We start from the raw sequence: 25784 nt of genomic DNA on the forward strand, positions 1-25784 counted from the left end.
ACGAACTTCGTGTTATCTTTCGGCCCATGAAGAACGTCACCATCTCCATGGAAGACAGCGTCGCCGACTGGGCCCGCCTGGAGGCGGCCCGGCGCAACACCAGCGTGTCGCGGCTGGTGGGCGAGATGCTGGCGGAGAAGATGCGGCACGACGACGCCTATGAGCGCGCGATGCGCGAGGCGCTGGAGTTCAAGAGCTGGGGCCACAGCTCGGACGGGCCCTATCCGACCCGCGAGGAGATCTACGACCGGAGCCGTCGTTGAGCGCCACGGTCCTGGTCGACACCAATGTCCTGCTGTACTGCTTCGACGAGAAGGAGCCAGCCAAGCGGGACACGGCTCAGGCCTGGATCACGGCCTGCTGGACGCGCCGCTGCGGCCGCATCAGCGTGCAGGTGCTCAACGAGTTCTACAGCAACGCACGCAAGAAGTTCTCCACGGCCATTTCGGCGGGCGATGCGCGCGCCGAGGTGCGGCGCTACCAGCATTGGCGGCCCTGGCAGATCGACCATGCCACCGTCGAGACCGCGTGGGCCATCGAAAGCCGCTACCAGCTGAACTACTGGGACGCGCTGATCGTCGCCTCGGCCCAGCACCTGGGCTGCCGCTTCGTGCTCTCCGAAGACATGCAGCACGGCCTGTCGGTGGACGGCGTGCAGATCATCAATCCTTTCATCGCTGCACTGGATATCCTCGATGCCCCCGCTGACTGAACGCATGCAGACCTTCCTCCGCGCCGACGTGCAGGGCATGCATGCCTACGCGGTGCAGGACAGCCGCGGCCTGATCAAGCTCGACGCGATGGAGAACCCCTTCGCGCTGCCCGATGCGCTGCGCGCCGAGCTGGGCGCCCGCCTGGCCGAAGCCGCGATCAACCGCTATCCGGCCCAGCGCGCCGAGGACCTGCGGCTGGTGCTGAAGACGCATGTCGACCTGCCCGAAGGCTTCGAGCTGATGCTGGGCAACGGCTCGGACGAACTGATCAGCCTGCTGACCCTGGCCGCCGACCTGCCCGGCAACACGGTGCTGGCGCCGGTGCCCGGCTTCGTGATGTACGAGATGAGCGCGAAGCTGCAGGGCATCGCCTTCGCCGGCGTGCCGCTGACGGCCGACTTCGAGCTGGACCGCGAGGCGATGCTCGCTGCCATCGACAAGCACCGCCCGGCGGTGATCTGGCTCGCCTACCCGAACAACCCGACCGCCAATCTCTGGGACGCCGCCACCATCGAGGCGATCGTCGAGGCCGCGCCGGGCCTGGTCGTGATGGACGAGGCCTACCAGCCCTTCGCCGCCCGCGACTCGATGGCGCTGATGAAGAAGCATGAGCACGTGCTGGTGATGCGCACGCTGTCCAAGTTCGGCCTGGCCGGTGTGCGCATCGGCTATCTGATGGGCCGGGCCGCGCTGATCGGCGAGATCGACAAGCTGCGCCCGCCCTACAACATCAGCGTGCTCAATGCCGAGGCCGGCCTGTTCGCGCTGGCGCATGCGGACGAATACGCGCGCCAGGCCCAGGCGATCCGCAACGAGCGTGGCCATGTGGCCGCGGCGCTGGCGCAACTGCCCGGCGTGAAGGCCTTCCCGAGCGAGGCCAACATGATCCTCGTGCGCGTGCCGGACGCCGCCCGCTGCTTCGCCGGCATGAAGGCCAAGGGCGTGCTGATCAAGAATGTCTCCGGCCTGCACCCGCTGCTGGCCAACTGCCTGCGCCTGACCATCGGCACGGCAGAGGAAAACGCGGCGATGCTGGCCGCCCTGAAGGAATCGCTATGAACGCCCCCCGCATTGCAGAAGTCAGCCGCAACACCAAGGAGACGCAGATCCGCGTCCGCGTCAACCTGGACGGCAGCGGCGAGTCCAAGCTGAACACCGGCATTGGCTTCTTCGACCACATGCTGGACCAGATCGCCCGCCACGGCCTGATCGACCTGGAGATCGAGGCCAAGGGCGACCTGCACATCGACGGCCACCACACGGTGGAAGACGTCGGCATCACGCTGGGCATGGCGGTGGCCCAGGCGGTCGGCGACAAGAAGGGCCTGACCCGCTACGGCCACGCCTACGTGCCGCTGGACGAGGCGCTCTCGCGCGTGGTCATCGACTTCTCCGGCCGCCCCGGCCTGGAGATGGACTGCAAGTTCACCTCCGGCAGCGTCGGCGCCTTCGACACGCAGCTCACCTACGAGTTCTTCCAGGGCTTCGTCAACCACGCGCTGGTGAGCCTGCACGTGGACAACCTGAAGGGCCACAACGCCCACCACCAGGCCGAGACGATGTTCAAGGCCTTCGGCCGCGCGCTGCGCATGGCGATGACGCTGGATCCGCGCAGTCTCGGCGTTATTCCTTCGACGAAAGGATCGCTGTGAGCACCGGGCCGAGCGCCGGGCCGTCCCAAGTAGGCCCGGGTCCCCTCGGGGGACCGCCGAACGTACTCGTTCGGCGAGGGGCACACGTCAGGACCGTCGCCGTCGTCGACTACGGCATGGGCAACCTGCGCTCGGTCTCGCAGGCGGTGATCCACGCGGCCGCGGGCACGGACGTGGACGTGGTCATCACGCAGAAGGCCGAGGACGTGTTCGCCGCCGAGCGCGTCGTGCTGCCGGGCCAGGGTGCGATGCGCGACTGCATGCGCGAGCTGGCCGATTCGGGCATGAAGGAGGCCGTGCTCGACGCCGCCGCCAACAAGCCGCTGATGGGCGTCTGCGTCGGCATGCAGATGCTGCTGGACCACAGCGAGGAGCAGGACACGCCGGGCCTGGGCCTCATCCCGGGTGTGGTCAGGCGCTTCCAGCTCGACGGCATGACCCAGCCCGACGGCAGCCGCTACAAGGTGCCGCAGATGGGCTGGAACCGCGTGCGCCAGGCCCGGTCGCACCCGGTCTGGGCCGGCGTGCCCGACGAGTCCTGGTTCTATTTCGTGCACAGCTACTACGCGCTACCGTCGGAGCCGCACCACACGGCTGGCGATACCGAGTACGGAGAGCGCTTTACCTGCGCGGTGGCGCGGGATAACATTTTTGCCACCCAATTCCACCCCGAGAAAAGTGCTGCGCTGGGCCTCGCCCTGTACCGAAACTTCCTGCACTGGAAGCCTTGAGGATCTCCACCTCCATCCCGGTCTGCCGCTTTTCGTCCCTAACCCTCAATCCTGACTGACACCCATTCGGCCATGCTGCTGATTCCTGCCATTGACCTGAAAGACGGTCGTTGCGTGCGCCTCAAACAAGGCGACATGAATGAATCCACCACCTTCGGCGAGGACCCGGCCGAAATGGCGAGGCGCTGGGTGGACGCGGGCGCTCGACGATTGCACCTGGTCGACCTGAACGGCGCCTTCGCGGGCAGGCCGGTCAACGAGACGGCGATCAAGGCCATCCTGCGCGAGGTGGGCAGCGAGATCCCGGTGCAACTGGGCGGCGGCATCCGCGACCTGGACACGATCGAGCGCTACCTGGACGACGGCCTGTCCTTCATCATCGTCGGCACCGCCGCGGTGAAGAACCCCGGCTTCCTGCAGGACGCGGCCACCGCCTTCGGCGGCCACATCATCGTCGGCCTCGACGCCAAGGACGGCAAGGTCGCCACCGACGGCTGGAGCAAGCTGACCGGCCATGAGGTGATCGACCTGGCCAAGAAGTTCGAGGACTACGGCATCGAGGGCGTGATCTACACCGACATCGGCCGCGACGGCATGCTGACCGGCATCAACATCGACGCCACCGTCAAGCTGGCCCGCGCGCTGAGCATCCCGGTGATCGCCTCGGGCGGCCTGTCCAACATGGCCGACATCGAGGCGCTGTGCGCCGTCGAGCACGAGGGCGTGGAGGGCGTGATCTGCGGCCGCGCGATCTACACCGGCGACCTGGACCTGGCCGCCGCGCAGGCACGGGCCGACGAACTCAACGGCGGGTAATCGCAGCAGTGCTCGCCAAACGCATCATTCCCTGCCTGGACGTCACCGGCGGCCGGGTCGTCAAGGGCATCAACTTCACCGAGCTGCGCGACGCCGGCGATCCGGTGGAGATCGCCGCCCGCTACAACGAGCAGGGTGCCGACGAACTCACCTTCCTCGACATAACGGCCACTTCCGACGGACGCGACCTGATCCTGCCGATCATCGAAGCGGTGGCCTCGCAGGTCTTTATTCCGCTGACGGTGGGCGGCGGCGTGCGCGAGGTGGCTGACGTGCGGCGCTTGCTGAATGCCGGTGCCGACAAGGTCAGCTTCAACTCGGCGGCGGTGGCGAACCCGGACGTGATCCGGGCCTCGTCGGACAAGTACGGCGCGCAGTGCATCGTCGTGGCGATCGATGCCAAGCGCCGGGCGGACGGATCCGGCTGGGACGTCTACACCCACGGCGGACGCAAGAACGTCGGCCTGGATGCGGTCGAGTGGGCCGTCAAGATGGCCCGTTATGGCGCCGGCGAGATCCTGCTCACCAGCATGGACCGCGACGGCACCAAGAGCGGCTTCGACCTGGCGCTGACCCGCGCGGTCAGCGACGCGGTCAGCGTGCCGGTGATCGCCTCCGGCGGCGTCGGCTCGCTGGACGACCTGGCCGATGGCGTGCAGAAGGGGGGCGCCGATGCGGTGCTGGCCGCGAGCATCTTCCACTATGGCGAGCACACGGTGGGCGAAGCAAAAGCCCTGATGTCGGCGCGAGGCATCCCGGTTCGCCAATGAGTGAGGTGAGGATCATCGGCGGCCAGTGGAAGCGCTCCAAGCTCCCGGTCGCCGACAGGCCGGGCCTGCGCCCGACGCCCGATCGCGTGCGCGAGACGCTGTTCAACTGGCTGGGCCAGGATCTGTCCGGCTGGCGCGTGCTGGATGCCTTTGCCGGCAGTGGCGCGCTGGGTTTCGAGGCCGCCTCTCGCGGCGCCGAGAAGGTGCTGCTGCTGGAGCGTGATCCGGCCCTGGCCAAGAGCCTCAAGGCGAGCGCCGTGCGGCTGAAGGCCGAGAACCTCGGCATCGAATGCACCGACGCGCTGGCGTGGATGCGGCGCGCCACGCCCGGCCAGTTCGAGATGGTGATGCTCGACCCGCCATTCGGGCAGGACCTGTTCGAGCCGGCCCTGCAGGCCGCCGCGCCGCTGCTGGCCGACGGCGGCCTGATCTACCTGGAGGCGCCGGAACTGCTCGAGCCGCCCACGGGCTTCGAGCGCTGGAAGTCCGGCCGCGCCGGCGCGGTGCACTTCCAGCTGTTCGCGCGCCAGGCCGCTACTGCCTAGCTAGGCGCGGCGGCGCACTGCGGCGCCCACGCCCAGCAGGCCGAGCGCCATCAGGCCATAGGTGGCCGGCTCCGGCACCGGCGCCAGCGCCAGGAAGCCCTGGATCTCGCCGCTGGGCACGTTGGCCGTATGGATGTTCAGATAGGCCTTGCCGGCGTTCAGGCCGATGCCGAAGGCGGTGACCGCGCCGGGCAGGCTGCCGTTGCCGCCGAACACGGTGTTGCTGATGAAGGCGCTGTTGAAGGTGGCGGCGTTGTCCAGGCTGAAGGTCACGTCGTAGCTGCCGCTGGTGCCGGTGGGGAAGCCGGGGAAGGTCGGCGTCGTCGTCGCGACGATGGCGCCGCTGACGATGCCGGGGTTCGTCGTGCAGCAGTGGATGTGGGCGGCGGTGGCCGGGCTGGACAGGCCGGCGAAGTCAGCCTGCACGCGCATCGTCGCGTCGTCCCAGTCGATCGTGATCGTCGCCGAGCCGCTGCCGGACGCGAAGGTGCCGCTGGTCGGGTGCAGCGTGGTCGTGTAGATGTCGGTATGGGCCAGGGCCGGCCCGGCGGCCAGCAAGGCGCCGGCCAGCAGGGAAAGGGAAGTGCGCATGGGTCGTCTCCTCTTGTGGGCACCGCGATTGCGGCGCTGCTGAGTACCCATGGCGCAGCGGCCGGTTGCCTTCAGGCCCGATAATTCACATCCCTGCCCAGGAGTTCCCCCCTTGAGTTCCACCACGCCCAGCCCGCTGACCGCCGTCTACCCCGGCACCTTCGACCCGATGACCCTGGGCCACGAAGACCTGGTGCGCCGCGCCAGCGGCCTGTTCGGGCGGCTGATCGTCGCGGTGGCGGTGGGCCACCACAAGAAGACGATGTTCAGCATCGACGAGCGCCTGGCCATGGCCCGCGAACTCTGCGCCGGCTACGGCAATGTGGACGTGATCCCCTTCGAGGGCCTGCTGCGCAACTTCATCGTCGAGCGGGGCGGCAAGGTGGTGGTGCGCGGGCTGCGCGCGGTCAGCGACTTCGAGTACGAGTTCCAGATGGCCGGCATGAACCGCAAGCTGATGCCCGAGGTGGAGACCCTGTTCCTGACGCCCTCGGACCAGTACCAGTTCATCTCCAGCACCTTCGTGCGCGAGATCGCGCGGCTGGACGGCGACGTGTCGCAGTTCGTCTCGCCGCCGGTGCTTCAGCGCCTGCACGAACGGGTGAAAGAGGAGGGCTGAGATGATGCCCCCACGCTCACTTCGTTCGCTGCCCCCCAAGGGGGCGCAGGCCTCCCTTGGGGCGGCCCGGCGGGAGTCCTGATCATGGCCCTGATGATCACCGACGAATGCATCAACTGCGACGTCTGCGAGCCCGAGTGCCCGAACAACGCCATCTCGATGGGGCCGGAGTTCTACCAGATCGCGCCGGACAAGTGCACCGAGTGCGTCGGCCATTTCGACGAGCCGCAGTGCGTGATGCTGTGCCCCGTGGCCTGCATTCCGACCAATCCGGAGCACATCGAGAGTCGGGAGACTCTGATGGGCAAGTACCTCCGGCTGACGGCGGCCAAGTAAGTCTGTAGTCATCGCTCGCTCGGGTTTCTCCCGAGTGGTTGGCACTGGCGCGCCCGAAATTTGTGTTCTATCTTTGTATACAAATTTCGGATGCATTAGTTTTCCAACCCTCGGACGAGAGGATCATGCGATGAACACAGCTGTCAGTCAGGCCCCGGCAAACGGGCACGCGGCGCCGGCCAGCGTCTCCACCCATGCGGCGTCGAACGCCGTCATCAAGCCCGGCTACCACCCGCGCCTGACCAACGAGGATCTCGCCCCGCTGGCCACCCAGACCTGGGGCCAGTACAACATCTTCGCCTTCTGGATGTCCGATGTGCACAGCGTCGGCGGCTACATCACCGCGGGCAGCCTGTTCTCGCTGGGCCTGTCGAGCTGGCAGGTGCTGGTGGCGCTGCTGGTGGGCATCGTGATCGTGCAGTTCTTCTGCAACCTGGTGGCCAAGCCCAGCCAGGTGACCGGCGTGCCGTATCCGGTGGTCTGCCGGGCGCCCTTCGGCGTGCTGGGCGCCAACATCCCGGCCATCATCCGCGGCCTGATCGCCGTGGCCTGGTACGGGGTCCAGACCTATCTCGCCTCCGCCGCCTTCATGGTGCTGGCGCTACACATGCTGCCCGCGCTGGCACCCTATGCGGATGTGCAGCAGCACGGCTTCGCCGGCCTGTCCACGCTGGGCTGGGGCGCCTTCATGTTCATGTGGGTGCTGCAGGCCTTCGTGTTCTGGCACGGCATGGAAGCGATCCGCAAGTTCATCGACTGGGCCGGGCCGGCGGTGTACGTGGTGATGACGGTGCTCTGCGGCTGGCTGGTCTGGAAGGCCGGCTGGAGCAATATCGACCTGAACCTGGGCGGCGTGAAGTTCCAGGGCTGGGACGCGCTGCCGGTGATGATCTCGGCGATCGCGCTGGTCGTGAGCTACTTCAGCGGCCCGATGCTGAACTTCGGCGACTTCTCCCGCTACGGCAAGAGCTTCCTGGCGGTGAAGAAGGGCAACTTCTGGGGTCTGCCGATCAACTTCATCTTCTTCTCGCTGCTGACCGTGATCACCACCGCCGCCACGCTGCCGGTGTTCGGCGAACTGATCACCGATCCGGTGCACACCGTGGGCAAGATCGACAGCACCACCGCCGTCGTGCTGGGCGCGCTGACCTTCATGATCGCCACCATCGGCATCAACATCGTGGCCAACTTCGTCTCGCCGGCCTTCGACTTCTCCAACGTCGCGCCGCAGCACATCTCCTGGCGCACCGGCGGCATGATCGCCGCGGTCGGCTCCATCTTCCTGACGCCCTGGAACCTCTACAACAGCCCCGAGGTCATCCACTACACGCTGGACATCCTGGGCTCCTTCATCGGCCCGCTGTTCGGCATCCTGATCGCCGACTTCTACCTGGTGCGCAAGCAGAAGATCAATGTGGACGCGCTGTACTCGATGAGCGAGCAGGGCGAGTACTGGTACAGCAAGGGCTACAACCCGAAGGCGATCCAGGCGCTGGTGCCGGCCGCCATCGTGCCCATCCTGTGCGTCTTGATCCCGGCTCTCCATGGCGCCGCCAACTACGCCTGGTTCATCGGCATGGCCCTGGGCTTGCTTATCTACGGGGCCATCGCAAGGAAGTGATATGCGCATCAAGATCATCAACCCCAACACCACCTGGAGCATGACCGACAAGATCGGCCAGTGCGCGCGCAGCGTGGCGAGCGCCGGCACCGAGATCATCGCGGTCAGCCCGGCGATGGGGCCGGCCTCGATCGAGAGCCATTACGACGAGGCGCTGGCCGTGCCGGGCCTGCTGCAGGAGATCGCAAAGGGCGAGCGCGAGGAAGGCTGCGACGCCTACGTGATCGCCTGCTTCGGCGACCCGGGCCTGAAGGCGGCCCGCGAGCTGGCGCGGGGCCCGGTGGTCGGCATCGCCGAGGCGGCGATGCACCTGGCCAGCATGATCGGCAGCCGGTTCAGCGTGGTGACGACGCTCTCGCGCACGATCGGCCAGGCCTGGCACCTGGCCGAGGCCTACGGCATGCAGCGCTTCTGCGCCAATGTGCGGGCCTGCGAACTGCCGGTGCTTGAGCTGGAGGAACCGGGCTCGAAGGCGCGCGAGCGCATCGTCGACGAATGCCGGCGCGCGCTCGATGAAGACGGCTCGGACGTCATCGTCCTAGGCTGCGCCGGCATGGCCGACCTGTGCGCTCACATAACGCAGCAGTTGAGCGTGCCGGTGGTCGACGGCGTGGCGGCCGCCACGCGGCTCGCCGAGACTCTGGCCGCCCTGCGGCTGAACACCAGCAAGCGCGGCGAACTGGCCACACCGCTGCCCAAGGCCTACACGGGCGCCTTGTCCGGCTTCACGCTGGGCGACAATTCCGGCCATGCCTCGCACCAAGAAACCCGTCGCTGAAGAGGAAGCCGCTCCCGCGGCCCCGGCCAACGCCGCCTCCATCGACAGCATCGCCCAGGACATCGCCACCGCCATCGTCGAGAAGCGCCTGCCGCCCGGCACCTGGCTGCGCGAGGAGGCGCTGGGCCGGGTCTACTCGGTCAGCCGCACGAAGGTGCGCGCCGCGCTGCTGACGCTGTCCAAGGACAAGCTGATCGAGATCATCCCGGACAAGGGCGCCTTCGTCTGCCAGCCTTCGGTGCAGGATGCGCGCGAGGTCTTCGCGGTGCGCCGCGTGCTGGAGAGCGAGGTGGTGCGCCTGTTCATCGCCAACGCGAAGCCGGCCGACTACCAGGCGCTGGAGCAGCACATCCGCTTCGAGCGCAGCGCGCTGTCGCGCCAGCCGGTGGCCACCGGCACGTCGGCGCGCGAGCGGCTGCTGGGCGACTTCCACGTGGCGCTGGCCCAGGCGGCCGGCAACAAGACGCTGGCCGAGCTGGTGCAGGAGCTGGTGGCGCGCAGCTCGCTGATCGCCATGCTCTACCACTCGTCCAACGATCCCCACTGCTCGACCGACGAGCATGGCGACTTCCTGAAGCTGTGCAAGGCCGGCAAGGTCGAGGCGGCGGTGGCGTCGATGTGCGACCACCTGAGCCGCATCGAGGCCAGCCTGGAGCTCGGCACGGAGAAGGTCGACCGGCAGCTGGACCTGGTGAAGGCCCTGCTGGCCTGATCAGGAGGCCGGCGCGTCCGGGTACTTCTCGTAGATGCCGCGCACCGGATCGAGATTCTCGAGCAGCAGTTTCACCAGCGTCGGATCGAACTGCTTGCCCGACTGTTCGGCCAGGTAGCCCAGCGCCTCGTCGAAGTCCCAGGCGCCCTTGTAGCAGCGCTTGCTGACCAGCGCGTCCAGCACGTCGGCCAGCGCGACGATGCGGCCGGCGATGTGGATCTCCTCGCCCTTGAGGCCGCGCGGATAGCCCGCGCCGTCCCAGCGCTCGTGGTGCTCGTGGGCAATGACGGCGCCCAGGTGCAGGATGCGCTTGTCGGACTTGGACAGCAGCTCGTAGCCGATGCGGGCGTGGGTCTGCATGATCTCCCACTCCTCGGCGTCGAGCTTGGCGGGCTTGTTGAGCACCCGGTCCGGGATGCCGATCTTGCCCACGTCGTGCAGCGGCGCCGCCTGGCGCATGAACTCCACGTCGGCCGGCGTCATGCCCGAAGCCTCGCCCAGCAGCGCGCTCAGCTCTCCGACGCGGCGCACGTGGGCGCCGGTCTCCTTCGAGCGCCGCTCGACCGCCTCGCCGATGATGTAGACCGTCGAGCGCTGCGTTTCCTGCACTTCCTCGCGCAGCAGCAGGCTCTCGTAGGTGATCGCCACGTTGGCGCAGAAGATCTCCAGCAGCTCGTGAGTCGTCTCATCGACCTCGCCGGCGAAATTCATGTACAGCAGGTTCTCGTTGCCGCTGCTGCTGCGGTAGTAGCCGACGAAGTGGCTGCCGTCGAAGCGGCTGCGCTTGCTCTGGAGCGCGGCATCCAGCGCGGCCTTGACCTCCGCCGGCAGGCTGCCCATCGTGTCGTCCACCACCAGGCGCGAGTATTCGCTGGTGGCTGCCAGCACCTTGAGCCTGCCCTCCACATGCGAGGCCGCATAGGCGCTCACCTGCGCGCACAGGCCGCCGCCGCCTTCGTAGCCCAGCAGCTGCGAGCACTGCTCCAGCACTGCCGAGGCGAAGTGGCGCATGCTCTGCGAGTCGTAGACGCGGGTGATCGCGTCGATCGAGCGGCGCAGCGCGGCGCGCGACTGCTCGATGATCATCAGGTCCCGGTAGGAGCGCAGCGAGGCGTAGAAGACCGTGATCAGCTTGCGCTTGGTGAGCTCGGTCTTTTCCTTGTAGTCGTTGATGTCATACGTCTTGATGACGTCTTCCTCGGGCGCCTGGCCCGGCTGCCCGGTGCGCAGCACGATGCGCACGTGGCGGTTCTTCAGCTCGTCGCGGATGTGGCGGGCCAGGTCGAGGCCGGCGTGGTCGGTCTCCATCACCACGTCGAGCAGGATCAGCGCGATGTCGTCGCGGTCCTTCAGCAGCTCGCGCGCCTCGGTGCCGCTGTAGGCGTCGATGAACTTGAGCTTGCGGCCGGCGAACTCGAAGCCGGACATGACCAGTTGCGTCACCTGGTGCACCGCGGCGTCGTCGTCGACGATCATCACGATCCAGGGATCGAGCGTCTGGACGGGTACCGCAGGGGCTTCCTCGTCGTCCAGCAGCTCGTCGGCGAAATCCATGTCGGTCATGGTCCTCCCTCACTCCACGGGCATAACTGATTATGTGCACGGAACGAGGAAAGCCGCTACCGGCCCGGTCAGCGCAATGCCCTATCCAGGTGGGTGTAGCCGCCGTCGGGATGCAGCCACTGGCCGGTGGTGTGCGAGGAGCGCTCGGACAGCAGGAAGAGCACCGTGTCGGCGATCTCCCGATCCAGCGTCATGCGGTGGCCGAAGGGGATGCGTTCGGTGATGCGCTGCAGCGCATCGGCGGGGTCGGGCAGGGTGGCGAGCCACTGCTGGTACATCGGCGTCATCACCTCGGCCGGCAGCACCGCGTTGACGCGCACGCCGTCGCCGGCCAGCGCCGCCGCCCACTCGCGCGTGAGCCCCAGCAGCGCGCCCTTGGCCGCCACATAGCCGCTGGTGCGGCCCTGGCCGGTCAGCGCGGTCTTGGAGGCGATGTTGACGATGGCGCCGCGGCTCGCCTTCAGTGCGTCCTGGCACAGGTGCGCCAGCACATAGCAATGGATCAGGTTCGCTTCCAGCGAGCGCATGAAGGCGGCGCGGCCGGCCGACAGGTCCACACCGTCGTTGACGCCGGCGTTGTTCACGAGGCCGTCGATGCGGCCGTGGCGGGCCAGCGTGGCCTGCACGGCGGCGGCGCAGGCGGCTTCGTCGGTGAGGTCGAGCTGGTGGTGTTCATGGTCGGCCGCGGCCTTGCGGTCCAGCACGACGGGAACTGCGCCTTCCTGCGCGAGGCCGGCGGCGATGGCCGCGCCGATGCCGGCGGCGCCGCCGGTGACGAGGACCACCTTGCCTTGCAGATGCAGGTCCATCCCGCCCTCAGCCCTTGAAGGCGTACTGCGCCAGCGAGGCCGGCTTCATCTCGATCGAATAGCCCGGCCGCTCCGGCGGCATGTAGGCCGCGCCGCGGATGACGCAGGGATCGACGAAGTGCTCGTGCAGATGGTCCACGTACTCGATCACGCGGCCCTCCTTCGTGCCCGCGATGCACAGGTAGTCGATCATCGACAGGTGCTGCACGTACTCGCACAGGCCCACGCCGCCGGCATGGGGGCAGACCTTGAGCCCGTGCTTGGCCGCCATCAGCATCACCGCCAGCACCTCGTTGACGCCGCCGAGCCGGCAGGCGTCGATCTGCACCACGTCGATCGCGCCCTCCATGATCAGCTGCTTGAACATGATGCGGTTCTGGCACATCTCGCCGGTGGCCACCTGCATATGGCCCTGCATCGCCTGGCGGATCTTCCTGTGGCCGGCGATGTCGTCCGGCGAGGTCGGCTCCTCGATGAACCAGGGCTTGGCGAAGGCGAGATGGCCCAGCCATTCGATCGCCTGGTCCACGTCCCAGACCTGGTTGGCGTCGATCATCAGGTTGCGGTCCGGCCCCAGCACCTCGCGGGCGATGCGCAGCCGCCGGATGTCGTCCTGCAGGTCGCGGCCGACCTTCAGCTTCACATGGTTGAAGCCGGCGTCCACCGCTTCCTGGGCGAGGCGGCGCAGCTTGTCGTCCGGGTAGCCCAGCCAGCCGGCGGAGGTCGTGTAGCAGGGATAGCCATTGGCGAGCAGGTCCGCCATCCGCTCATCCTTGCCCTTGGCGCGCTCCTTGAGCAGCGCCAGCGCCTCGTCCGGGGTGATGCAGTCGGTGATGTAGCGGAAGTCGATGCAGCGCACCAGTTCCTCGGGCGACATCTCGGCCACCAGGCGCCACACCGGCTTCCTCTCCGCCTTGGCCCAGAGGTCCCAGGCGGCGTTGACGACCGCGCCGGTGGCGAGGTGGATCGCGCCCTTGTCCGGGCCGATCCAGCGCAACTGGCTGTCGCTCGTCACATGGCGCCAGAAGCGGCCCATGTTCTCGGCGATCCAGTCCAGCTCCAGGCCCACGACCAGGCGCTCCATCGAGCGGATCGCTGCGCAGCAGATCTCGTTGCCGCGGCCGATCGTGAAGGTCAGGCCGTGGCCTTCGAGGCCCGGCGTGTCGGTGCCCAGCACGACGTAGGCGGCTGAGTAGTCCGGATCCGGGTTCATCGCATCCGAGCCGTCGAGGTGCTCGGAGGTGGGGAAGCGCACGTCGTGGACGCGCATCGAGGTGATCTTCGTCATGTCGCGCTCACCACCTTCTGGGTCTGCACGCCCAGGCCCTGGATGCCCAGCTTCATCTGCTGGCCGGCGCGCAGGTAGACCGGGTTCGGCTTGATGCCGAGGCCGACGCCCGGCGGCGTGCCGGTGGAGATCAGGTCGCCCGGCTGCAGGCTCATGAACCTGCTCAGGTAACTGACCAGTTCAGCGACACCGAAGACCATCGTCCGCGTGTTGCCGTTCTGGTAGCGGTGGCCGTCCACCTCCAGCCAGAGATCCAGCTGCTGCGGGTCGGGGATCTCGTCGGCGGTCACCATCCAGGGGCCGATCGGCCCGAAGGTGTCGCAGCCCTTGCCCTTGTCCCATTGCGTGCCGCGCTCGAGCTGGTACTCGCGCTCGGACACGTCGTTGATCACGCAGTAGCCGGCCACATGCTTCATCGCATCGGCCGGCTCGATGTAGCGCCCGCCCTGGCCGATCACCACGCCCAGTTCCACCTCCCAGTCGGTCTTGACCGAGCCGCGCGGGATCTCCACGTCGTCGTCGGGCCCGCAGATCGCGCTGGTCCACTTGCTGAAGACCACCGGCTCGGCCGGCACCGGCATGCCGGACTCGGCCGCATGGTCCGCATAGTTGAGCCCGATGCAGATGAACTTGCCCACGGCGCCGACGCAGGGGCCGGTGCGGGGCGAACCCTCCACCAGCGGCAGGCTCGCCGGGTCCAGCGCGCGCAGCGCGGCCAGGCCGGCGGGCGTCAGCGCCTGGCCGGCGATGTCGCGCACATGGGCGCTGAGGTCGCGCAGGCGGCCCGCGCTGTCGAGCAGGCCGGGGCGTTCCTGGCCCTTGGGGCCGTAGCGGAGGAGCTTCATGGATGTCTTACTTCAAGGTTGGACAAAAAGGGCGGACGCGCGCCGGACACTGCGCCCGCCGTGAAAGGACAACAGGAAACGGATCAGTCGTACAGGACGGCGGCGATCTTCGGGTCGGCGATATTGCTCTTGTCGTACCAGTAGAAGCCGGTGTCGATGATCTTGGGCAGCTTCTCGCCCTTCAGCGCCTTGACGGCCGCCTCCACGGTCTTGAAGCCGATGCCCACCGGGTTCTGCGTGATCGCGCCGGCCATCGCGCCGCTCATGATCGCGTCCTTCTGCTGCTTGCCGGAGTCGTAGCCGATGATGACGATCTTGCGCTTGGTCTCGCGCGCGCCATTGACCACGCCGATCGCCGAGCCCTCGTTGGCGCCGAAGATGCCCTTGAGCTTCGGGTGGGCCTGAAGTATCGACTTGGTGATTTCGGTGGACTTCAGCTGGTCGCCGGCGCCGTACTGCACGTCCACGATCTTGATCTTCGGATGCTTGGCCTTGATCTGGTTGACGAAGCCGTCACGGCGGTCGATGCCGGTGCGGCTGGTCTGGTCATGTACCACCAGCGCCACCTCGCCCTCGTCGCCGATCAGGCCGGCCATCTTGTCGGCGGCAAGGGCCGCTGCGGCCTTGTTGTCGGTCGTGGCGGTGGTGACGGGCACATCGCTGTCCACGCCCGAGTCGAAGGCGATCACCGGGATCTTGGCAGCCTGTGCCTTCTTCAGCAGCGGCGTGGCGGCCTGGCTGTCGAGCGCGGCGAAGCCGATGGCCGCGGGCTTCTTGGCCAGCGCGGCGGAGAGCATGTCGATCTGCTTGTCCACCATCGCCTCGGTCTCCGGGCCCTCGAAGGTGACCTTGACCTTGTACTGCGCAGCCGCCTGCTCGGCGCCCTGCTTCACGGCCTGCCAGAACTGATGCTGGAAGCCCTTGGAGATCAGCGGGATGTAGGTGTCCTGGGCCTGGGCGGCGCCGCCGGCCAGGCCGAGCCCCGCGGCCAGCGCCAGGGTCAGCAGATTGCGTTTGTTCATCGAAGTCTCCGGTGGTTGTGGTGTTGGCCGGATGCCGTCCGGCGCGGGGACTGCAAGAGAAACAGAAAGGGTCAGGTCTTGCCTTTGCGAAGGATGTCCGTGTAGACGGCCAGCACGATGATCACGCCCGTGAGCACCGTCTGCCATTCCTGCGCCACCGAGAGGATGCGCAGGCCGTTGGTCAGCACGCTCATGATGAAGGCGCCGATGATGGTGCCGAGGATGGTGCCGCTGCCGCCCGAGAGCGAGGTGCCGCCGATCACGACCGCCGCGATCGCATCGAGCTCGTAGCCCTGGCCCAGCGCCGGCTGCGCCGAGTTCAGGCGCGAGGCGATCAGGAGGCCCGCCACGCCGCAGATCGCGCCGGACAGCGAGTAGACGACGATCTTCCAGAACACCACGTTGACGCCCGACAGCCGCACCGCCTCCTCGTTGCTGCCGAGGGCAAAGGTGTAGCGGCCGAGGATGGACGTGTTCAGCACGATGCTGGCCAGCACCGCGACGATGAAGAAGATCAGCACCGCGTTGGGGATCGGCAGCGCGGGGATCAGCTCGCCGATCAGCGAATCCTGCGAGATCGCGGTGAAGCCCGGCGTGTCGTTGAAGTAGATCGGCTTGGTGCCCGAGATCACCAGCGACAGGCCCTTGAGCATCATCATCATGCCCAGCGTGGCGATGAAGGGCGGCACCTTCAGCTTCGCGATCACGAAGCCGTTGACGAAGCCGCACAGCGCGCCGAAGAAGATCGCCGCCAGCACGCCCAGCGGCAGCGGCATGCCGTGGTAGGTCAGGACCACACCGGTCATCACCGCGCAGAAGGTCATCATCGTGCCGACCGAGAGATCGATGCCGGCCGAGATGATCACGAAGGTGCAGGCGATGGCGAGCACGCCGTTGACCGCGGTGGCCTGCAGGATCGAGACGATGTTGTCCGTCTGCAGGAAGTTGTCCGATGCGAAGGAGAAGTACACCATCAGCGCGATCAGGCTGGCGAAGGCGAGCAGCTTCTGGCGCGTGGCGGAGGAGAGGTGGAAGCGGCCTGCCGCGGGGACCGCGGCGGGGGCCGTGACTGTGTCGGGCAGGGTGCTCATCGTCTTGTCGCCAGTTCCATGATTTGTTCCTGTGTGGCGCCGCGGCCGGGCAGTTCGCCGGTCACCCGGCCTTCGCACATCACGACGATGCGGTGGCTCATGCGCAGCACCTCGGGCAGCTCGCTGGAGATCATCACGATGGCCTTGCCCTCGGCGGCCAGCGCATCGAGCAGCCGGTAGATCTCGGCCTTGGCGCCGACGTCGATGCCGCGGGTCGGCTCATCGAAGAACAGCACCTCGCAGTCGCGCAGGATCCACTTGGCGATGACGATCTTCTGCTGGTTGCCGCCGGAAAGAAGTCGCACCGTCTGCGCCACCGAGGGCGTGCGTATGGCCAGCTGCTTGACGAAGCCCTGGGCGACGGTGCGCATCATCCGGCCGTTGACGAAGGCGCCGAAGTCCAGGAAGCGCTTCATGCTGGCCAGCGCGACGTTGCTCTGCACATCCAGCCCGGTCGCCAGGCCGAACTGCTTGCGATCCTCGGAGAGGTAGCCGATGCCCAGGCGCACCGCATCGCGCGGCGAGCGGATCTTCACCGGCTTGCCGTGCATGAAGATCTCGCCGGCCTCGATGACGTCGGCGCCGAAGACGGCCCGCGCCGTCTCGGTGCGGCCGGCGCCGAGCAGGCCCGCGAAGCCGAGGATCTCGCCACGGCGCAGCTTGAAGGACACGTCGCGCAGTGCCTTGCCGCGGGTCAGGCCGCGGGCTTCGAGCACCACCTCGTTGGTCGCGGTGTCCGGCGGGTCGACCGGTGCCGAATCCAGCTCGCGGCCTACCATCATCGAGATGACGTCGGCCATGCTGGTCGTGGCCATCGGCCGGGTGTCCACGTAGCGGCCGTCGCGCATCACGGTGACCCGGTCGGCGATCTGCTTGAGCTCGTCCATCTTGTGCGAGATGTAGACGATGCCCACGCCCTGGGCGCGCAGCTCGCGGATGATGGCGAACAGGTCGGCCACCTCGGCCTCGTTCAGCGCGGCGGTGGGCTCGTCCATGATCAGCACGCGTGAGTCGAAGGAGAGCGCCTTGGCGATCTCCACCATCTGCTGGCGCGCCACGGTGAGCGCGCCGACCTGCACGCCGGGCTCGATGCGCAGCTTCATCCGCTCGAAGATCGTGGCGGCCATCGCGTCGAGCTTCCTCGCGTCGATGAAGAAGCCGCCGGGCTTGCGCGGCTCGCGGCCGATGAAGATGTTCTGCGCGGCGCTCAGGTGGTTCATCAGGTTCAGTTCCTGATGGACGATGCAGATGCCGAGGTCCAGCGCCTCGCGCGGCGAGCGCACGTCGATGGCCTTGCCGTCCAGCAGGATCTCGCCGCCATCGCGCTGGTAGACGCCCGCGAGCATCTTCATCAGCGTGGACTTGCCGGCGCCGTTCTCGCCCATCAGCGCATGGACCTCGCCGGGCCGCAGCTCGAACTGCGCGCCCTCGACCGCGCGCACGCCGGCGAAGGCCTTGCTGACGTTCCTCATCTGGACCAGGCTCATGGCCGCGGCTCCAGTCCATAGAAGGCCGCTGCGTTGTCGTGCCAGACGCGCTGCTGCGCCTCCAGCGGCAGGGTGGCGATCAATTCACCGGCCGTTGAAATCCAGCCCGCATAGCTGCCGGCCAGATTGACGACCGGCCAGTCGCTGCCCCACATCAGCCGCTGCGGGCCGAACCAGCGCAGCAGGTCGTCCCAGGCCGGCCGGATCGCGGCGAGCGGCTCCGCCGAGCGGGTTTCGGTCAGCAGGCCGGAGAACTTGCAGTGCACCTGCGGGTGCGCGGCCAGCGCGGCCATGTCGCGCCGCCAGGCATGGGCCCAGACGGCGTCCCAGCCCTCGTCCAGGCGCGGCTTGGCGGCATGGTCGATGACGATGGGCAGCTGCGGATGACGGCGCACGAACTGCAGCAGGGCGGGCAGGTGCTGGGGCAGCACCAGCGCGTCGAAGCGCAGGCCGAGGTCGATCAGGCAGGCGATCACGTCGGCATGCGGGCGCTCGGCGATCCAGTTGGCTTCGGCCAGGTCCTGCAGCATCGGGCGCACGCCCTTGAACTTGCGCGGATGCTCGCGCGCCCAGCGCTGGAGCGTGCGGACCGAATCGCGCTCGCTCAGGTCCACCCAGCCGACGACGCCGCCGATCGTCGCGTGACGCCCCGCCAGAGACAGCATGAAGTCCGTCTCCGCCGTGCTGTCCGCCGCCTGCACCAGCACCGTCTGCGCCACGTCCTGCGGCCAGGCCAGGGGCTCCAGGTCGGCCGGCAGGAAGTCGCGGTAGATCGGCTGCAGCGCGGGCACGTCCGGCGTCAGCCAGCGGTAGTCCCCGCGGGCGATCTGCCAGAAATGCTGATGCGCGTCGATGCGCTGCATGGCGAATCAGATCAGCACGCCACCATCGACCACGACCGCCTGTCCGGTCACGAATTTCGACTCGTCGCTGAGCAGGAAGACGACCTGCGGTGCGATGTCGTCGACGGTCGCGAGCCGCCCCATCGGCTGGCGCGCGATGAAGTCCTTCTCCGCCTGCACCGGGTCCGCCGCCGCGGCGATGCGGCCGCGCAGCGAGGGCGTGTCCACGGTGCCCGGGCACAGCGCATTGCAGCGCAGGCCCAGCTTCGCGTAGTCGGCGGCGATCGCCTTGGTCAGGCCGATCACCGCGCCCTTGCTGGCGCAGTAGACGAAGCGGTTGGGGAAGCCCTTCAGCGAAGACGCCATCGAGGCCATGTTGAGGATGGAGGCCGCCCGGCCGCTCGCCTTCATGTCCTCCAGCATCGCCGGCAGCACGGCCCGGATCATCCGGTACATGGCCTTCACGTTGAGGTCGAAGCTGAAGTCCCAGTCGGCCTCCGCGCAATCGAGGATGCCGCCGTGGTGGACGAAGCCGGCGCAGTTGAACAGGCCTTGCAGCGCGGGCAGCCCGGCCACGTAACGCGTTATCTGGTTGGTGTCCCGCACGTCCAGCAGGCCGGTCTCGATGGACGGCGCCTCGGCCTTCAGCGAAGCCAGCGTGTCGGGGTTGATGTCGGTGGCGAACACGCGGGCGCCTTCGCGGGCGCAGGCCAGCGCGCTCGCGCGGCCGATGCCCTGGCCGGCGGCCGTGATCAGGACGGTCTTGCCTTGCAGTCTCATTGCTTGTCTCCGGCCCGCTGTCTCGCAGGTTTAAATATGAATCAAATGTTCATAGGAAAATAATGTAGGGCCGAGTTCGATGAAATGACTCGGGGCTAACCCTTGGTGAAGGCCGCGGGAATGGGCTTTCCAATCCCCCTCGATGACTGCCGAACCCGACCGCTACCGTGCACCCGCCCTGGACAAGGGCCTGGACATCCTCGAACTGCTGGCCAGCCAGCCGCACGGCCTCACGCGCGCCGAGATCGTCAAGGCGATGGGCCGCGGGCCCAGCGAGATCTACCGGATGCTGGAGCGGCTGGTGGCGCGCGAGTACGTGCTGCGCTCCGTCGAGGGAGACCGTTATTCGCTGAGCCTGAAGCTCTATGTGCTGGGACACCGCCACCCGCCGGTGGACCGGCTGGTGGCCCGCGCGCAGCCGCTGATGGACGCCTACGCCAAGGCGGCCGAGCAGAGCTGCCACCTGAGCGTGTACGACCGCGGCAACCTCACGGTGGTGGCCCAGACGCCCAGCCCCGGCAACTGGGGCATGTCCATCCCGCTGGGCGCGCGGGTGAGCCTGATCGACACGGGGTCAGGTCATGCCCTGCTGGCTTTCCAGAGCCCGCAGCACCGGGCCGAGATGCTGGCCGCCCATGTGGCGCTGGACGGCGAGGTGCCGATCGGCAGCGCCGAGCTGGAGGCCACGCTGGAGGAGGTGCGGCGCGTCGGCCTGTGGCTGGGCGAGAGCCAGCAGGCCTACGGCATCACCGACATCTCGATGCCGGTGATGGGCCTGTACGGCGAGGCGGTGGCGGTGCTCACCAGCCCCTGGGTGCGGCGCATCGACCGGCATGTGGGGCCGGAGCTGCAGCGCTGCCGGGAGCTGCTGCAGCAGGCGGCTCAGGGCCTGGGGCTCCAGCAAGCGCCGTAGGCGGGGGGCCGCGGCCATTCGGCCGCCGTGGGCAAGACCTGGCCCCGCTGGTGCAGCCAGCGCCATGCCAGCATCCAGCCGCCATGGCCGATGACGATCCGGCAGGCGGGGGGCGGTGTCCAGCCTTGCACGCGCCCCAGCAGCGCGGCGAGCGATTCGCCGCCACCGGGGGCGTACCCGGCGAAGTCGGCGACCCAGGCGTCGATGGCCGCCTTGTCGATCTGCTCCCAGTGCCGGCCGTCCCAGGCACCGAAGTCCAGTTCCATCAGGCCGGCGTCGAGGTGGACCTGCCACCCCCAGCGGCGCAGCCAGCGCCCGACGTCGGCGCAGCGCCGCAGCGGCGAGCAGGCGGCGACATGCGGCAGGCGCTCCCGTTGTGCGCGGCGCTGGATGCGGCGGGCGAGGCGCTTGGCGCGCCGCCAATGCACCGGCAGGGCGGTGCCCGCGCCGATGCAGCGGCCGGCCGCGCCCTCGGGCCGCGGATGACGCCAGGCCAGCAGCTCGCTCACCTTGCGGCGAAGGCAAGCAGGGCGGCCAGCTCGGCCAGCTGCTGGCAGGCGCCGAGGTTGTCGCCGGTGTAGCCGCCCAGGCGCCGGCGCAGCCAGCGGCGCATCCACAGCACGACGGCAGCGATGGCCAGCAGGGCGGCGCACAGGCGCGCTCCCGGGACCAGCAGCAAGCCGATCGACAGCGCCCAGCCGAGCGCGACGGCCAGTGTGACGCCATCCGCCTGGGTCGCGAGCGGCTTGGCCTTGGCATGCTCGACATCGCCCGCATAGGGCAGCAGCCGCATCAGGGTCACGGCCGCTGCACGCGAAGCCGTATGAGCGAAGACGAGCACAGCGACGGCGAGCGCCGGCTGCACCGACGCCAGCGCCACCAGGCAGGCTGCCTTCAGCCCCAGCATCAAGGTCAGCCCCAGCGCGCCATAGCTGCCGATGCGCGAGTCTTTCATGATCGCTAACGCCCGTTCTCGACTGACCGCGCCGCCGAGCCCGTCGCAGCTGTCGGCCCAGCCGTCCTCGTGGAAGCCGCCGGTCAGCCAGACGCTGGCGGCCATGCTCAGCAGCACGGCCACGGCCGGCGGCCAGAGCTGCAGCGAGGCCCACAGCACGCCCGCGGCCACCGCGCCGACCAGCGTCCCCACCGCCGGAAACCAGCGCGCGCTCTGCTGCAGCCAGGCCGGCTCGTAGCCCACCCAGCGCGGCACCGGGCAGCGCGTCAGGAACTGCAGCGCGATGAAGAACAGGCGCAGCTGCTGCACCACCGTCAGGCCTTCTCGCTGACTCCGGCGGAGGCGAAGCTGGCCATCTCCGCCAGGATCCGGCAGGCGGACTCGAGCAGCGGCCAGGCCAGCGCGGCGCCCGAGCCCTCGCCCAGGCGCAGGCCCAGGTCCAGCAGCGGCTCGGCCTGCAGCGCGTCCAGCATGCGCGCGTGGCCGCTCTCGTCCGAGCGGTGCGCGAACACGCAGCGCTCCAGCACCGCCGGCTGCAGCTTCGCGGCCACCAGCACCGCGGCGCCGGTGATGAAGCCGTCGACGACGATCACGCGGCGCTCCAGCGCGGCCTGCAGCACGGCGCCCACCATCGTCGCGATCTCGAAGCCGCCGAGGGCGGCCAGCGCGTCCAGTGGCGCCACCGCGCCGGCATGGCGCTCCAGCACCTGCGCGAGGATGGCCGTCTTGCGCGCCAGCTGCGCGTCGTCAAGACCTGTCCCCCGGCCGGTGCAGGCCTCGATCGGCAGGCCCGCCAGGCGCGCCAGCAGCAGCGCCGCGGCCGAGGTGTTGCCGATGCCCATCTCGCCCAGCAGCAGCGCATTGCCGGGCCGCTGGCGCAGGATCTCGCGGCCGGCGGCGATCGCATCGGCGCACTGCTGCGCCGTCATCGCCGGCTGTTCCAGCGCGTCGGCGGTGCCGCGGGCGATCTTCGCGTTCACCAGGCCCGCGCGCGGCGCGAAGTCGTGCGCCACGCCGGCGTCGACGACGGTCAGCGCCAGGCCTTGCTGGCGGGCCAGCACGCTCACCGCCGCGCCGCCGGCCAGGAAGTTCTCGACCATCTGCCAGGTCACGTCGCTCGGGTAGGCGGAGACGCCGCGCGCGGCGAGGCCGTGGTCGCCGGCGAACACGATCAGTTGCGGCTGCTCCAGCTTCGGGGTCTCGCTGCCGAGGATGAGGCCCAGGCGCAGCATCAGCGCCTCCAGCCGGCCGAGCGCGCCGAGCGGCTTGGTCTTGCCGTCGATGCGGGCGCGCAGCGAGGCTTCGAGGGCGGTGTCGTGCAGGGGGGCAAGGGCGGGGATGGTCATCGGATCAGGTCCTGGAGCGCACCGGGCGCGAAATGGGTGTCGATGAAGTCGGCCAGGCCGTCGAAGACGCTGTCCAGGCTGCGCGGTTCGCCGCCGAACAGTGCGCGCAGCACGGCGGGCTGCTCGAACAGGCCATGGGCATAGACGCCCAGCACGCAGCCCTGCTGCCAGCCGATGGCCTCGCCCTCGCGCGTGCGCAGCGCCACGATCGGCGCGGCCATCGACGGGTGGGGCGCGGTGCGGCCGTGGTGGATCTCATAACCCTCGGCCTCGACGCCATCGAGCGCGGCCCAGGGGCCGTTGACGGAAAGGCGAAGCATGGCCGGGCGCAGCAGCTTCTCGCGCTCGAACTGCGTCACCAGCGGCAGCAGGCCCAGGCCCGGCGCGTTGCCGTCCAGCGCGTGCGGGTCGAGCAGGGCCTCGCCGAGCATCTGCAGGCCGCCGCAGATGCCCAGCAGCGGCTTGCCTCGCGCGGCATGCGTGGCGATCACCGCGTCGAGCTTGTGCGCGCGCAGCCAGGCGAGGTCGGCCGCGACCGACTTGGAGCCTGGCAGGATGATCCAGTCGGCCGCCGCCAGCTGCGCCGGCTCGCGCGCCCAGCTCAGGCGCACGCCGGGCAGGTTGCGCAGCGGCTGGAACTCGTCGAGGTTCGAGATGCGCGGATAGGCGACGACGGCGATGTTCAGCCCGCTGCCGCCGGCGCTGTCGTCGAAGACGCCGTCTTCCTCGGGCAGGCCGTGGCCGCGCCACATCGGCAGCGTGGCGACGGTCGGCACGCCGGTCAGCGCCTGCAGCTGCTCGGGCCCGGGCGAGAGCAGGGCGGCATCGCCGCGGAAGCGGTTCAGCACGAAGCCGCGGATCAGCGCGCGCTCTTCGGCCGGCAGCAACTGGTGCGTGCCGTAGAGGTGGGCGAAGGCGCCGCCGCGGTCGATGTCGGTGACCAGCAGGCAGGTGGCCCCGGCCCCGCGGGCGGTGCGCATGTTGACGTAGTCGCTGGCATGCAGGTTGATCTCGGCCGGCGAGCCGGCGCCCTCGATGACGACCAGGTCGTTCTCGGCCATCAGCTCACGTAGAGCGTTACGTGCATGGGGCCACAGCGCCTCGCTGCGCTGGCGCCAGGGCATGGTGCTCAGGGCCGTATCGACCTCGCCGAGCACGACGACCTGGCTCTGCGTGTCCGCCTCGGGCTTCAGCAGCACGGGGTTCATGCGCACCTCTGGCACGCGGCGCGCGGCAAGCGCCTGGAAATACTGGGCCGAGCCGATCTCACCCATCCGGCCCGCAAGACCTGGCACCACGCGCGCGTTGTTGCTCATGTTCTGCGCCTTGAAGGGCGCGACCTTGAGGCCCTGGCGCGCATACCAGCGGCACAGCGCGGTGGCGAGCCAGCTCTTGCCGGCGTTGCTGGTGGTGCCGAGCACCATGAGGGCACGAGTCATCTTGCGAGCGCTTCCATCAGGGCGTCCTGCGAAGCAGGCGGCAGCGTGGCGATGCGGAACCAGCCGGGCAGGCCGAAGGAGGAGGCGTCGCGCAGCTTGATGCCGCGCTCGCGCAGCAGCGCGCCGGACACAGGCGCCGGCGGCTTGGCCAGCCAGAACGGCGTGCAGCTGGCCTGCTGGTGCCAGCCCAGCGCGGCCAGGGCGCTGCGCTGCGTCGCGGCCCAGTCGCGCAGCTGCAGGCGGCTGTCGGACAGCCAGTCCTGCGTCGCGGCGTCGTGCCAGTGGCGCAGCATCGCCTCGCCCTCGCTGGCGATCACCCAGCTGGCCGCCAGCGCCGCGGCGCCGGCCGCTTCCGCCGCCGAGGGGGCGACGAGGTAGGCGGCGCGGATGCCGGTCAGGCCCAGCGCCTTGTTGGGGCAGTGCAGCTGCCAGCAGCGCTCGGGGATGCGCGTGGCCTCGCCTTCGAGCCGCAGCGGCGCATAGGCGGTATCGACGGCGAGCAGGCTGCCGGCCGGCAGGCGCCCGGCCAGCTGCTGCAGCGCGGCGCTGCCGGCGCTGCCGCCGGACGGGTTGCGCGGCTCGCAGATCCAGACCAGCGCCGGCCCCTGCGGCTTCAGGTCCTGCAGGCCCACATAGGGGCTGATCGCCAGGTTCAGCGCCGCCGCTGCGGCGGCATAGTCGCCGAAGCCGGGCTGGGGCACGAACACGCGGTTCAGGCCGGCCTGCCGCGCCACCAGCGTCAGGCGGCGGATCGCCTCGGCGCCGCCGGAGGTCGGCAGGATGCGCTCGGGCTCGACGTCATGGGCCGCGGCCAGGCGCTGGCGCAAGGCGGTGTAGGCGGGGTCGGGATAGCGGCGCCGGTCGGCGCCCAGCACGGCCTGCCACAGGGCCGGCGGCGGGCCCAGCGGGTTGGCATTGCTGGAGAAGTCGTGGGCGATCGGCGGGCCGTCGTCGGTACCGCCATGGATAGCCAGGGTCATCGCATCACCTCCGCGAGGATCATCAGGACCGGGGCGCCGATCATCAGCGCCCGCGCGCAGCAGCGCAATGCTGCTTCGACGTCGCCACCCTGCGGGGCGCGGCCTTCGGCATTCAGCGTGTAGACACCGGGCTTGGCCAGGCGCAGGCCCAGGTGCAGCGCCACGGCGGCCATCGGCCAGCCGCTGTTGGGCGAGGGCGTGCGTGCGGCCTCGCGGCGCAGCGGGCCGCGCCGGTAGAGCAGCAGGCCGGTGAGGCGCGCTGGCAGCCAGCTCAGCAGGTCGTCGGCCCGGGCCGCCCACTTGCCGCTCCATTCGCGCCGGTCGCGGTAGCCCCACATCGCGTCGGCGGTATTGGCGAAACGGTAGATGGCCGCGCCCGGCAGGCCGGCCACGGCGAACCAGAACAGCGGGGCGATCACCGAGTCGTTGAGGTTCTCGGCCAGGGTCTCGATGGCGGCCTCGCGGACCTCGGCCTCCGCCAGCGCGGTGGTGTCGCGGCTGACCAGCCGGGCCAACTGCTGCCGCCCCGCGTCGAGCGAG

29 protein-coding genes and 1 pseudogene are annotated in these 25784 nt (G+C 69.1%); 14 read left to right on the top strand and 16 right to left on the bottom strand.

Features of this window, described 5'->3' with window-relative positions:
* The first annotated feature begins 26 nt into the window (after window positions 1-26).
* The 8 genes and pseudogenes from B0W88_RS01150 (at window position 27) to rsmD (ending at window position 5227) form a co-directional block, all read left to right on the top strand.
* Complete coding sequence (locus B0W88_RS01150) at window positions 27-263, top strand: CopG family transcriptional regulator (protein ID WP_077032807.1); 237 nt, start codon at window positions 27-29, stop codon at window positions 261-263.
* Complete coding sequence (locus B0W88_RS01155; protein ID WP_077032836.1) at window positions 260-712, top strand: PIN domain-containing protein; 453 nt, start codon at window positions 260-262, stop codon at window positions 710-712. Before B0W88_RS01150 ends, B0W88_RS01155 begins: the two co-directional genes overlap by 4 nt.
* Window positions 696-1772: a histidinol-phosphate transaminase gene (gene hisC, locus B0W88_RS01160; protein WP_077032808.1), complete on the top strand. Its 1077-nt coding sequence runs from the start codon at window positions 696-698 to the stop codon at window positions 1770-1772. The genes B0W88_RS01155 and hisC overlap by 17 nt, the downstream gene beginning before the upstream one ends.
* Window positions 1769-2365 (top strand): imidazoleglycerol-phosphate dehydratase HisB, encoded by a 597-nt coding sequence (gene hisB, locus B0W88_RS01165; protein ID WP_077032809.1) that lies wholly within the window; start codon window positions 1769-1771, stop codon window positions 2363-2365. The genes hisC and hisB overlap by 4 nt, the downstream gene beginning before the upstream one ends.
* 89 nt (window positions 2366-2454) lie before the next feature.
* Window positions 2455-3096 (top strand): annotated as a pseudogene (gene hisH / locus B0W88_RS01170) (imidazole glycerol phosphate synthase subunit HisH); the annotation flags it as partial.
* A gap of 72 nt (window positions 3097-3168) precedes the next feature.
* A complete protein-coding gene (gene hisA / locus B0W88_RS01175) occupies window positions 3169-3912 on the top strand; it encodes a 1-(5-phosphoribosyl)-5-[(5-phosphoribosylamino)methylideneamino]imidazole-4-carboxamide isomerase (RefSeq protein ID WP_077032811.1) in 744 nt (247 codons plus the stop codon).
* An 8-nt stretch (window positions 3913-3920) separates the two neighbouring features.
* Complete coding sequence (gene hisF, locus B0W88_RS01180) at window positions 3921-4682, top strand: imidazole glycerol phosphate synthase subunit HisF (protein WP_077032812.1); 762 nt, start codon at window positions 3921-3923, stop codon at window positions 4680-4682.
* Complete coding sequence (rsmD, locus tag B0W88_RS01185; RefSeq protein WP_077032813.1) at window positions 4679-5227, top strand: 16S rRNA (guanine(966)-N(2))-methyltransferase RsmD; 549 nt, start codon at window positions 4679-4681, stop codon at window positions 5225-5227. Before hisF ends, rsmD begins: the two co-directional genes overlap by 4 nt.
* Here rsmD and B0W88_RS01190 read toward each other — a convergent pair whose 3' ends face one another.
* Complete coding sequence (locus B0W88_RS01190; protein ID WP_077032814.1) at window positions 5228-5818, bottom strand: CHRD domain-containing protein; 591 nt, start codon at window positions 5816-5818, stop codon at window positions 5228-5230.
* A gap of 112 nt (window positions 5819-5930) precedes the next feature.
* On the opposite strand from B0W88_RS01190, the gene coaD reads away from it, so the two are divergent.
* From coaD to B0W88_RS01215, 5 genes are all read left to right on the top strand, one after another.
* Window positions 5931-6437 (top strand): pantetheine-phosphate adenylyltransferase, encoded by a 507-nt coding sequence (coaD, locus tag B0W88_RS01195; protein WP_255378638.1) that lies wholly within the window; start codon window positions 5931-5933, stop codon window positions 6435-6437.
* Between the two features lie 84 nt (window positions 6438-6521).
* Window positions 6522-6773, top strand: coding sequence for a YfhL family 4Fe-4S dicluster ferredoxin (locus B0W88_RS01200; protein WP_077032815.1), 252 nt, complete (start codon window positions 6522-6524; stop codon window positions 6771-6773).
* A gap of 130 nt (window positions 6774-6903) precedes the next feature.
* A complete protein-coding gene (locus tag B0W88_RS01205) occupies window positions 6904-8394 on the top strand; it encodes an NCS1 family nucleobase:cation symporter-1 (protein ID WP_077032816.1) in 1491 nt (496 codons plus the stop codon).
* A gap of 1 nt (window position 8395) precedes the next feature.
* Window positions 8396-9172, top strand: coding sequence for an aspartate/glutamate racemase family protein (locus B0W88_RS01210; protein WP_077032817.1), 777 nt, complete (start codon window positions 8396-8398; stop codon window positions 9170-9172).
* Window positions 9144-9884, top strand: coding sequence for a GntR family transcriptional regulator (locus B0W88_RS01215; protein ID WP_077032818.1), 741 nt, complete (start codon window positions 9144-9146; stop codon window positions 9882-9884). Before B0W88_RS01210 ends, B0W88_RS01215 begins: the two co-directional genes overlap by 29 nt.
* Here B0W88_RS01215 and B0W88_RS01220 read toward each other — a convergent pair whose 3' ends face one another.
* The 9 genes from B0W88_RS01220 to B0W88_RS01260 all read right to left on the bottom strand — a co-directional run bounded on the left by B0W88_RS01220 (window position 9885) and on the right by B0W88_RS01260 (window position 19611).
* Window positions 9885-11447, bottom strand: coding sequence for a DUF3369 domain-containing protein (locus B0W88_RS01220; protein ID WP_077032819.1), 1563 nt, complete (start codon window positions 11445-11447; stop codon window positions 9885-9887).
* A 68-nt stretch (window positions 11448-11515) separates the two neighbouring features.
* Complete coding sequence (locus tag B0W88_RS01225; protein WP_077032820.1) at window positions 11516-12256, bottom strand: SDR family oxidoreductase; 741 nt, start codon at window positions 12254-12256, stop codon at window positions 11516-11518.
* A gap of 7 nt (window positions 12257-12263) precedes the next feature.
* Window positions 12264-13544 carry an L-fuconate dehydratase gene (locus B0W88_RS01230; RefSeq protein WP_077032821.1) on the bottom strand — a complete coding sequence of 427 codons (1281 nt, stop codon included), beginning with the start codon at window positions 13542-13544 and terminating at the stop codon, window positions 12264-12266.
* On the bottom strand, window positions 13541-14389 hold the full coding sequence (locus tag B0W88_RS01235; protein WP_077032822.1) for an ureidoglycolate lyase: 849 nt from the start codon (window positions 14387-14389) through the stop codon (window positions 13541-13543). The genes B0W88_RS01230 and B0W88_RS01235 overlap by 4 nt, the downstream gene beginning before the upstream one ends.
* Window positions 14390-14472: 83 nt before the next feature.
* Window positions 14473-15411, bottom strand: a complete 939-nt coding sequence (locus B0W88_RS01240) for an ABC transporter substrate-binding protein (protein ID WP_077032823.1) — start codon at window positions 15409-15411, stop codon at window positions 14473-14475.
* A 71-nt stretch (window positions 15412-15482) separates the two neighbouring features.
* Complete coding sequence (locus B0W88_RS01245; protein WP_083748483.1) at window positions 15483-16502, bottom strand: ABC transporter permease; 1020 nt, start codon at window positions 16500-16502, stop codon at window positions 15483-15485.
* Window positions 16499-17989 carry a sugar ABC transporter ATP-binding protein gene (locus tag B0W88_RS01250; protein ID WP_077032824.1) on the bottom strand — a complete coding sequence of 497 codons (1491 nt, stop codon included), beginning with the start codon at window positions 17987-17989 and terminating at the stop codon, window positions 16499-16501. The genes B0W88_RS01245 and B0W88_RS01250 overlap by 4 nt, the downstream gene beginning before the upstream one ends.
* Window positions 17986-18852, bottom strand: coding sequence for an amidohydrolase (locus B0W88_RS01255; protein ID WP_077032825.1), 867 nt, complete (start codon window positions 18850-18852; stop codon window positions 17986-17988). Before B0W88_RS01255 ends, B0W88_RS01250 begins: the two co-directional genes overlap by 4 nt.
* 6 nt (window positions 18853-18858) lie before the next feature.
* A complete protein-coding gene (locus tag B0W88_RS01260; RefSeq protein WP_077032826.1) occupies window positions 18859-19611 on the bottom strand; it encodes an SDR family oxidoreductase in 753 nt (250 codons plus the stop codon).
* A 142-nt stretch (window positions 19612-19753) separates the two neighbouring features.
* Between B0W88_RS01260 and B0W88_RS01265 the strand changes: the two genes are divergently transcribed.
* Complete coding sequence (locus tag B0W88_RS01265) at window positions 19754-20524, top strand: IclR family transcriptional regulator (protein ID WP_077032827.1); 771 nt, start codon at window positions 19754-19756, stop codon at window positions 20522-20524.
* Here B0W88_RS01265 and B0W88_RS01270 read toward each other — a convergent pair.
* The 6 genes from B0W88_RS01270 to B0W88_RS01295 all read right to left on the bottom strand — a co-directional run.
* Window positions 20494-21033 carry a histidine phosphatase family protein gene (locus tag B0W88_RS01270; RefSeq protein ID WP_077032828.1) on the bottom strand — a complete coding sequence of 180 codons (540 nt, stop codon included), beginning with the start codon at window positions 21031-21033 and terminating at the stop codon, window positions 20494-20496. The two genes, B0W88_RS01265 and B0W88_RS01270, sit on opposite strands and share 31 nt — an antisense overlap.
* Window positions 21030-21788 carry an adenosylcobinamide-GDP ribazoletransferase gene (locus tag B0W88_RS01275; RefSeq protein ID WP_369973833.1) on the bottom strand — a complete coding sequence of 253 codons (759 nt, stop codon included), beginning with the start codon at window positions 21786-21788 and terminating at the stop codon, window positions 21030-21032. The genes B0W88_RS01270 and B0W88_RS01275 overlap by 4 nt, the downstream gene beginning before the upstream one ends.
* 5 nt (window positions 21789-21793) lie before the next feature.
* Window positions 21794-22825, bottom strand: coding sequence for a nicotinate-nucleotide--dimethylbenzimidazole phosphoribosyltransferase (cobT, locus tag B0W88_RS01280; protein ID WP_077032830.1), 1032 nt, complete (start codon window positions 22823-22825; stop codon window positions 21794-21796).
* Window positions 22822-24264 carry a cobyric acid synthase gene (locus tag B0W88_RS01285; protein ID WP_077032831.1) on the bottom strand — a complete coding sequence of 481 codons (1443 nt, stop codon included), beginning with the start codon at window positions 24262-24264 and terminating at the stop codon, window positions 22822-22824. The genes cobT and B0W88_RS01285 overlap by 4 nt, the downstream gene beginning before the upstream one ends.
* Window positions 24261-25244 carry an aminotransferase class I/II-fold pyridoxal phosphate-dependent enzyme gene (locus B0W88_RS01290; RefSeq protein ID WP_077032832.1) on the bottom strand — a complete coding sequence of 328 codons (984 nt, stop codon included), beginning with the start codon at window positions 25242-25244 and terminating at the stop codon, window positions 24261-24263. The genes B0W88_RS01285 and B0W88_RS01290 overlap by 4 nt, the downstream gene beginning before the upstream one ends.
* Window positions 25241-25784: CobD/CbiB family cobalamin biosynthesis protein (locus B0W88_RS01295; protein ID WP_144006529.1), on the bottom strand; the 544-nt coding region annotated here is incomplete at its 5' end. The genes B0W88_RS01290 and B0W88_RS01295, both read right to left, overlap by 4 nt.

Origin of the sequence: Pelomonas sp. KK5 (genome assembly GCF_001984095.1) — a bacterium.
GTDB lineage: Bacteria > Pseudomonadota > Gammaproteobacteria > Burkholderiales > Burkholderiaceae_C > KK5.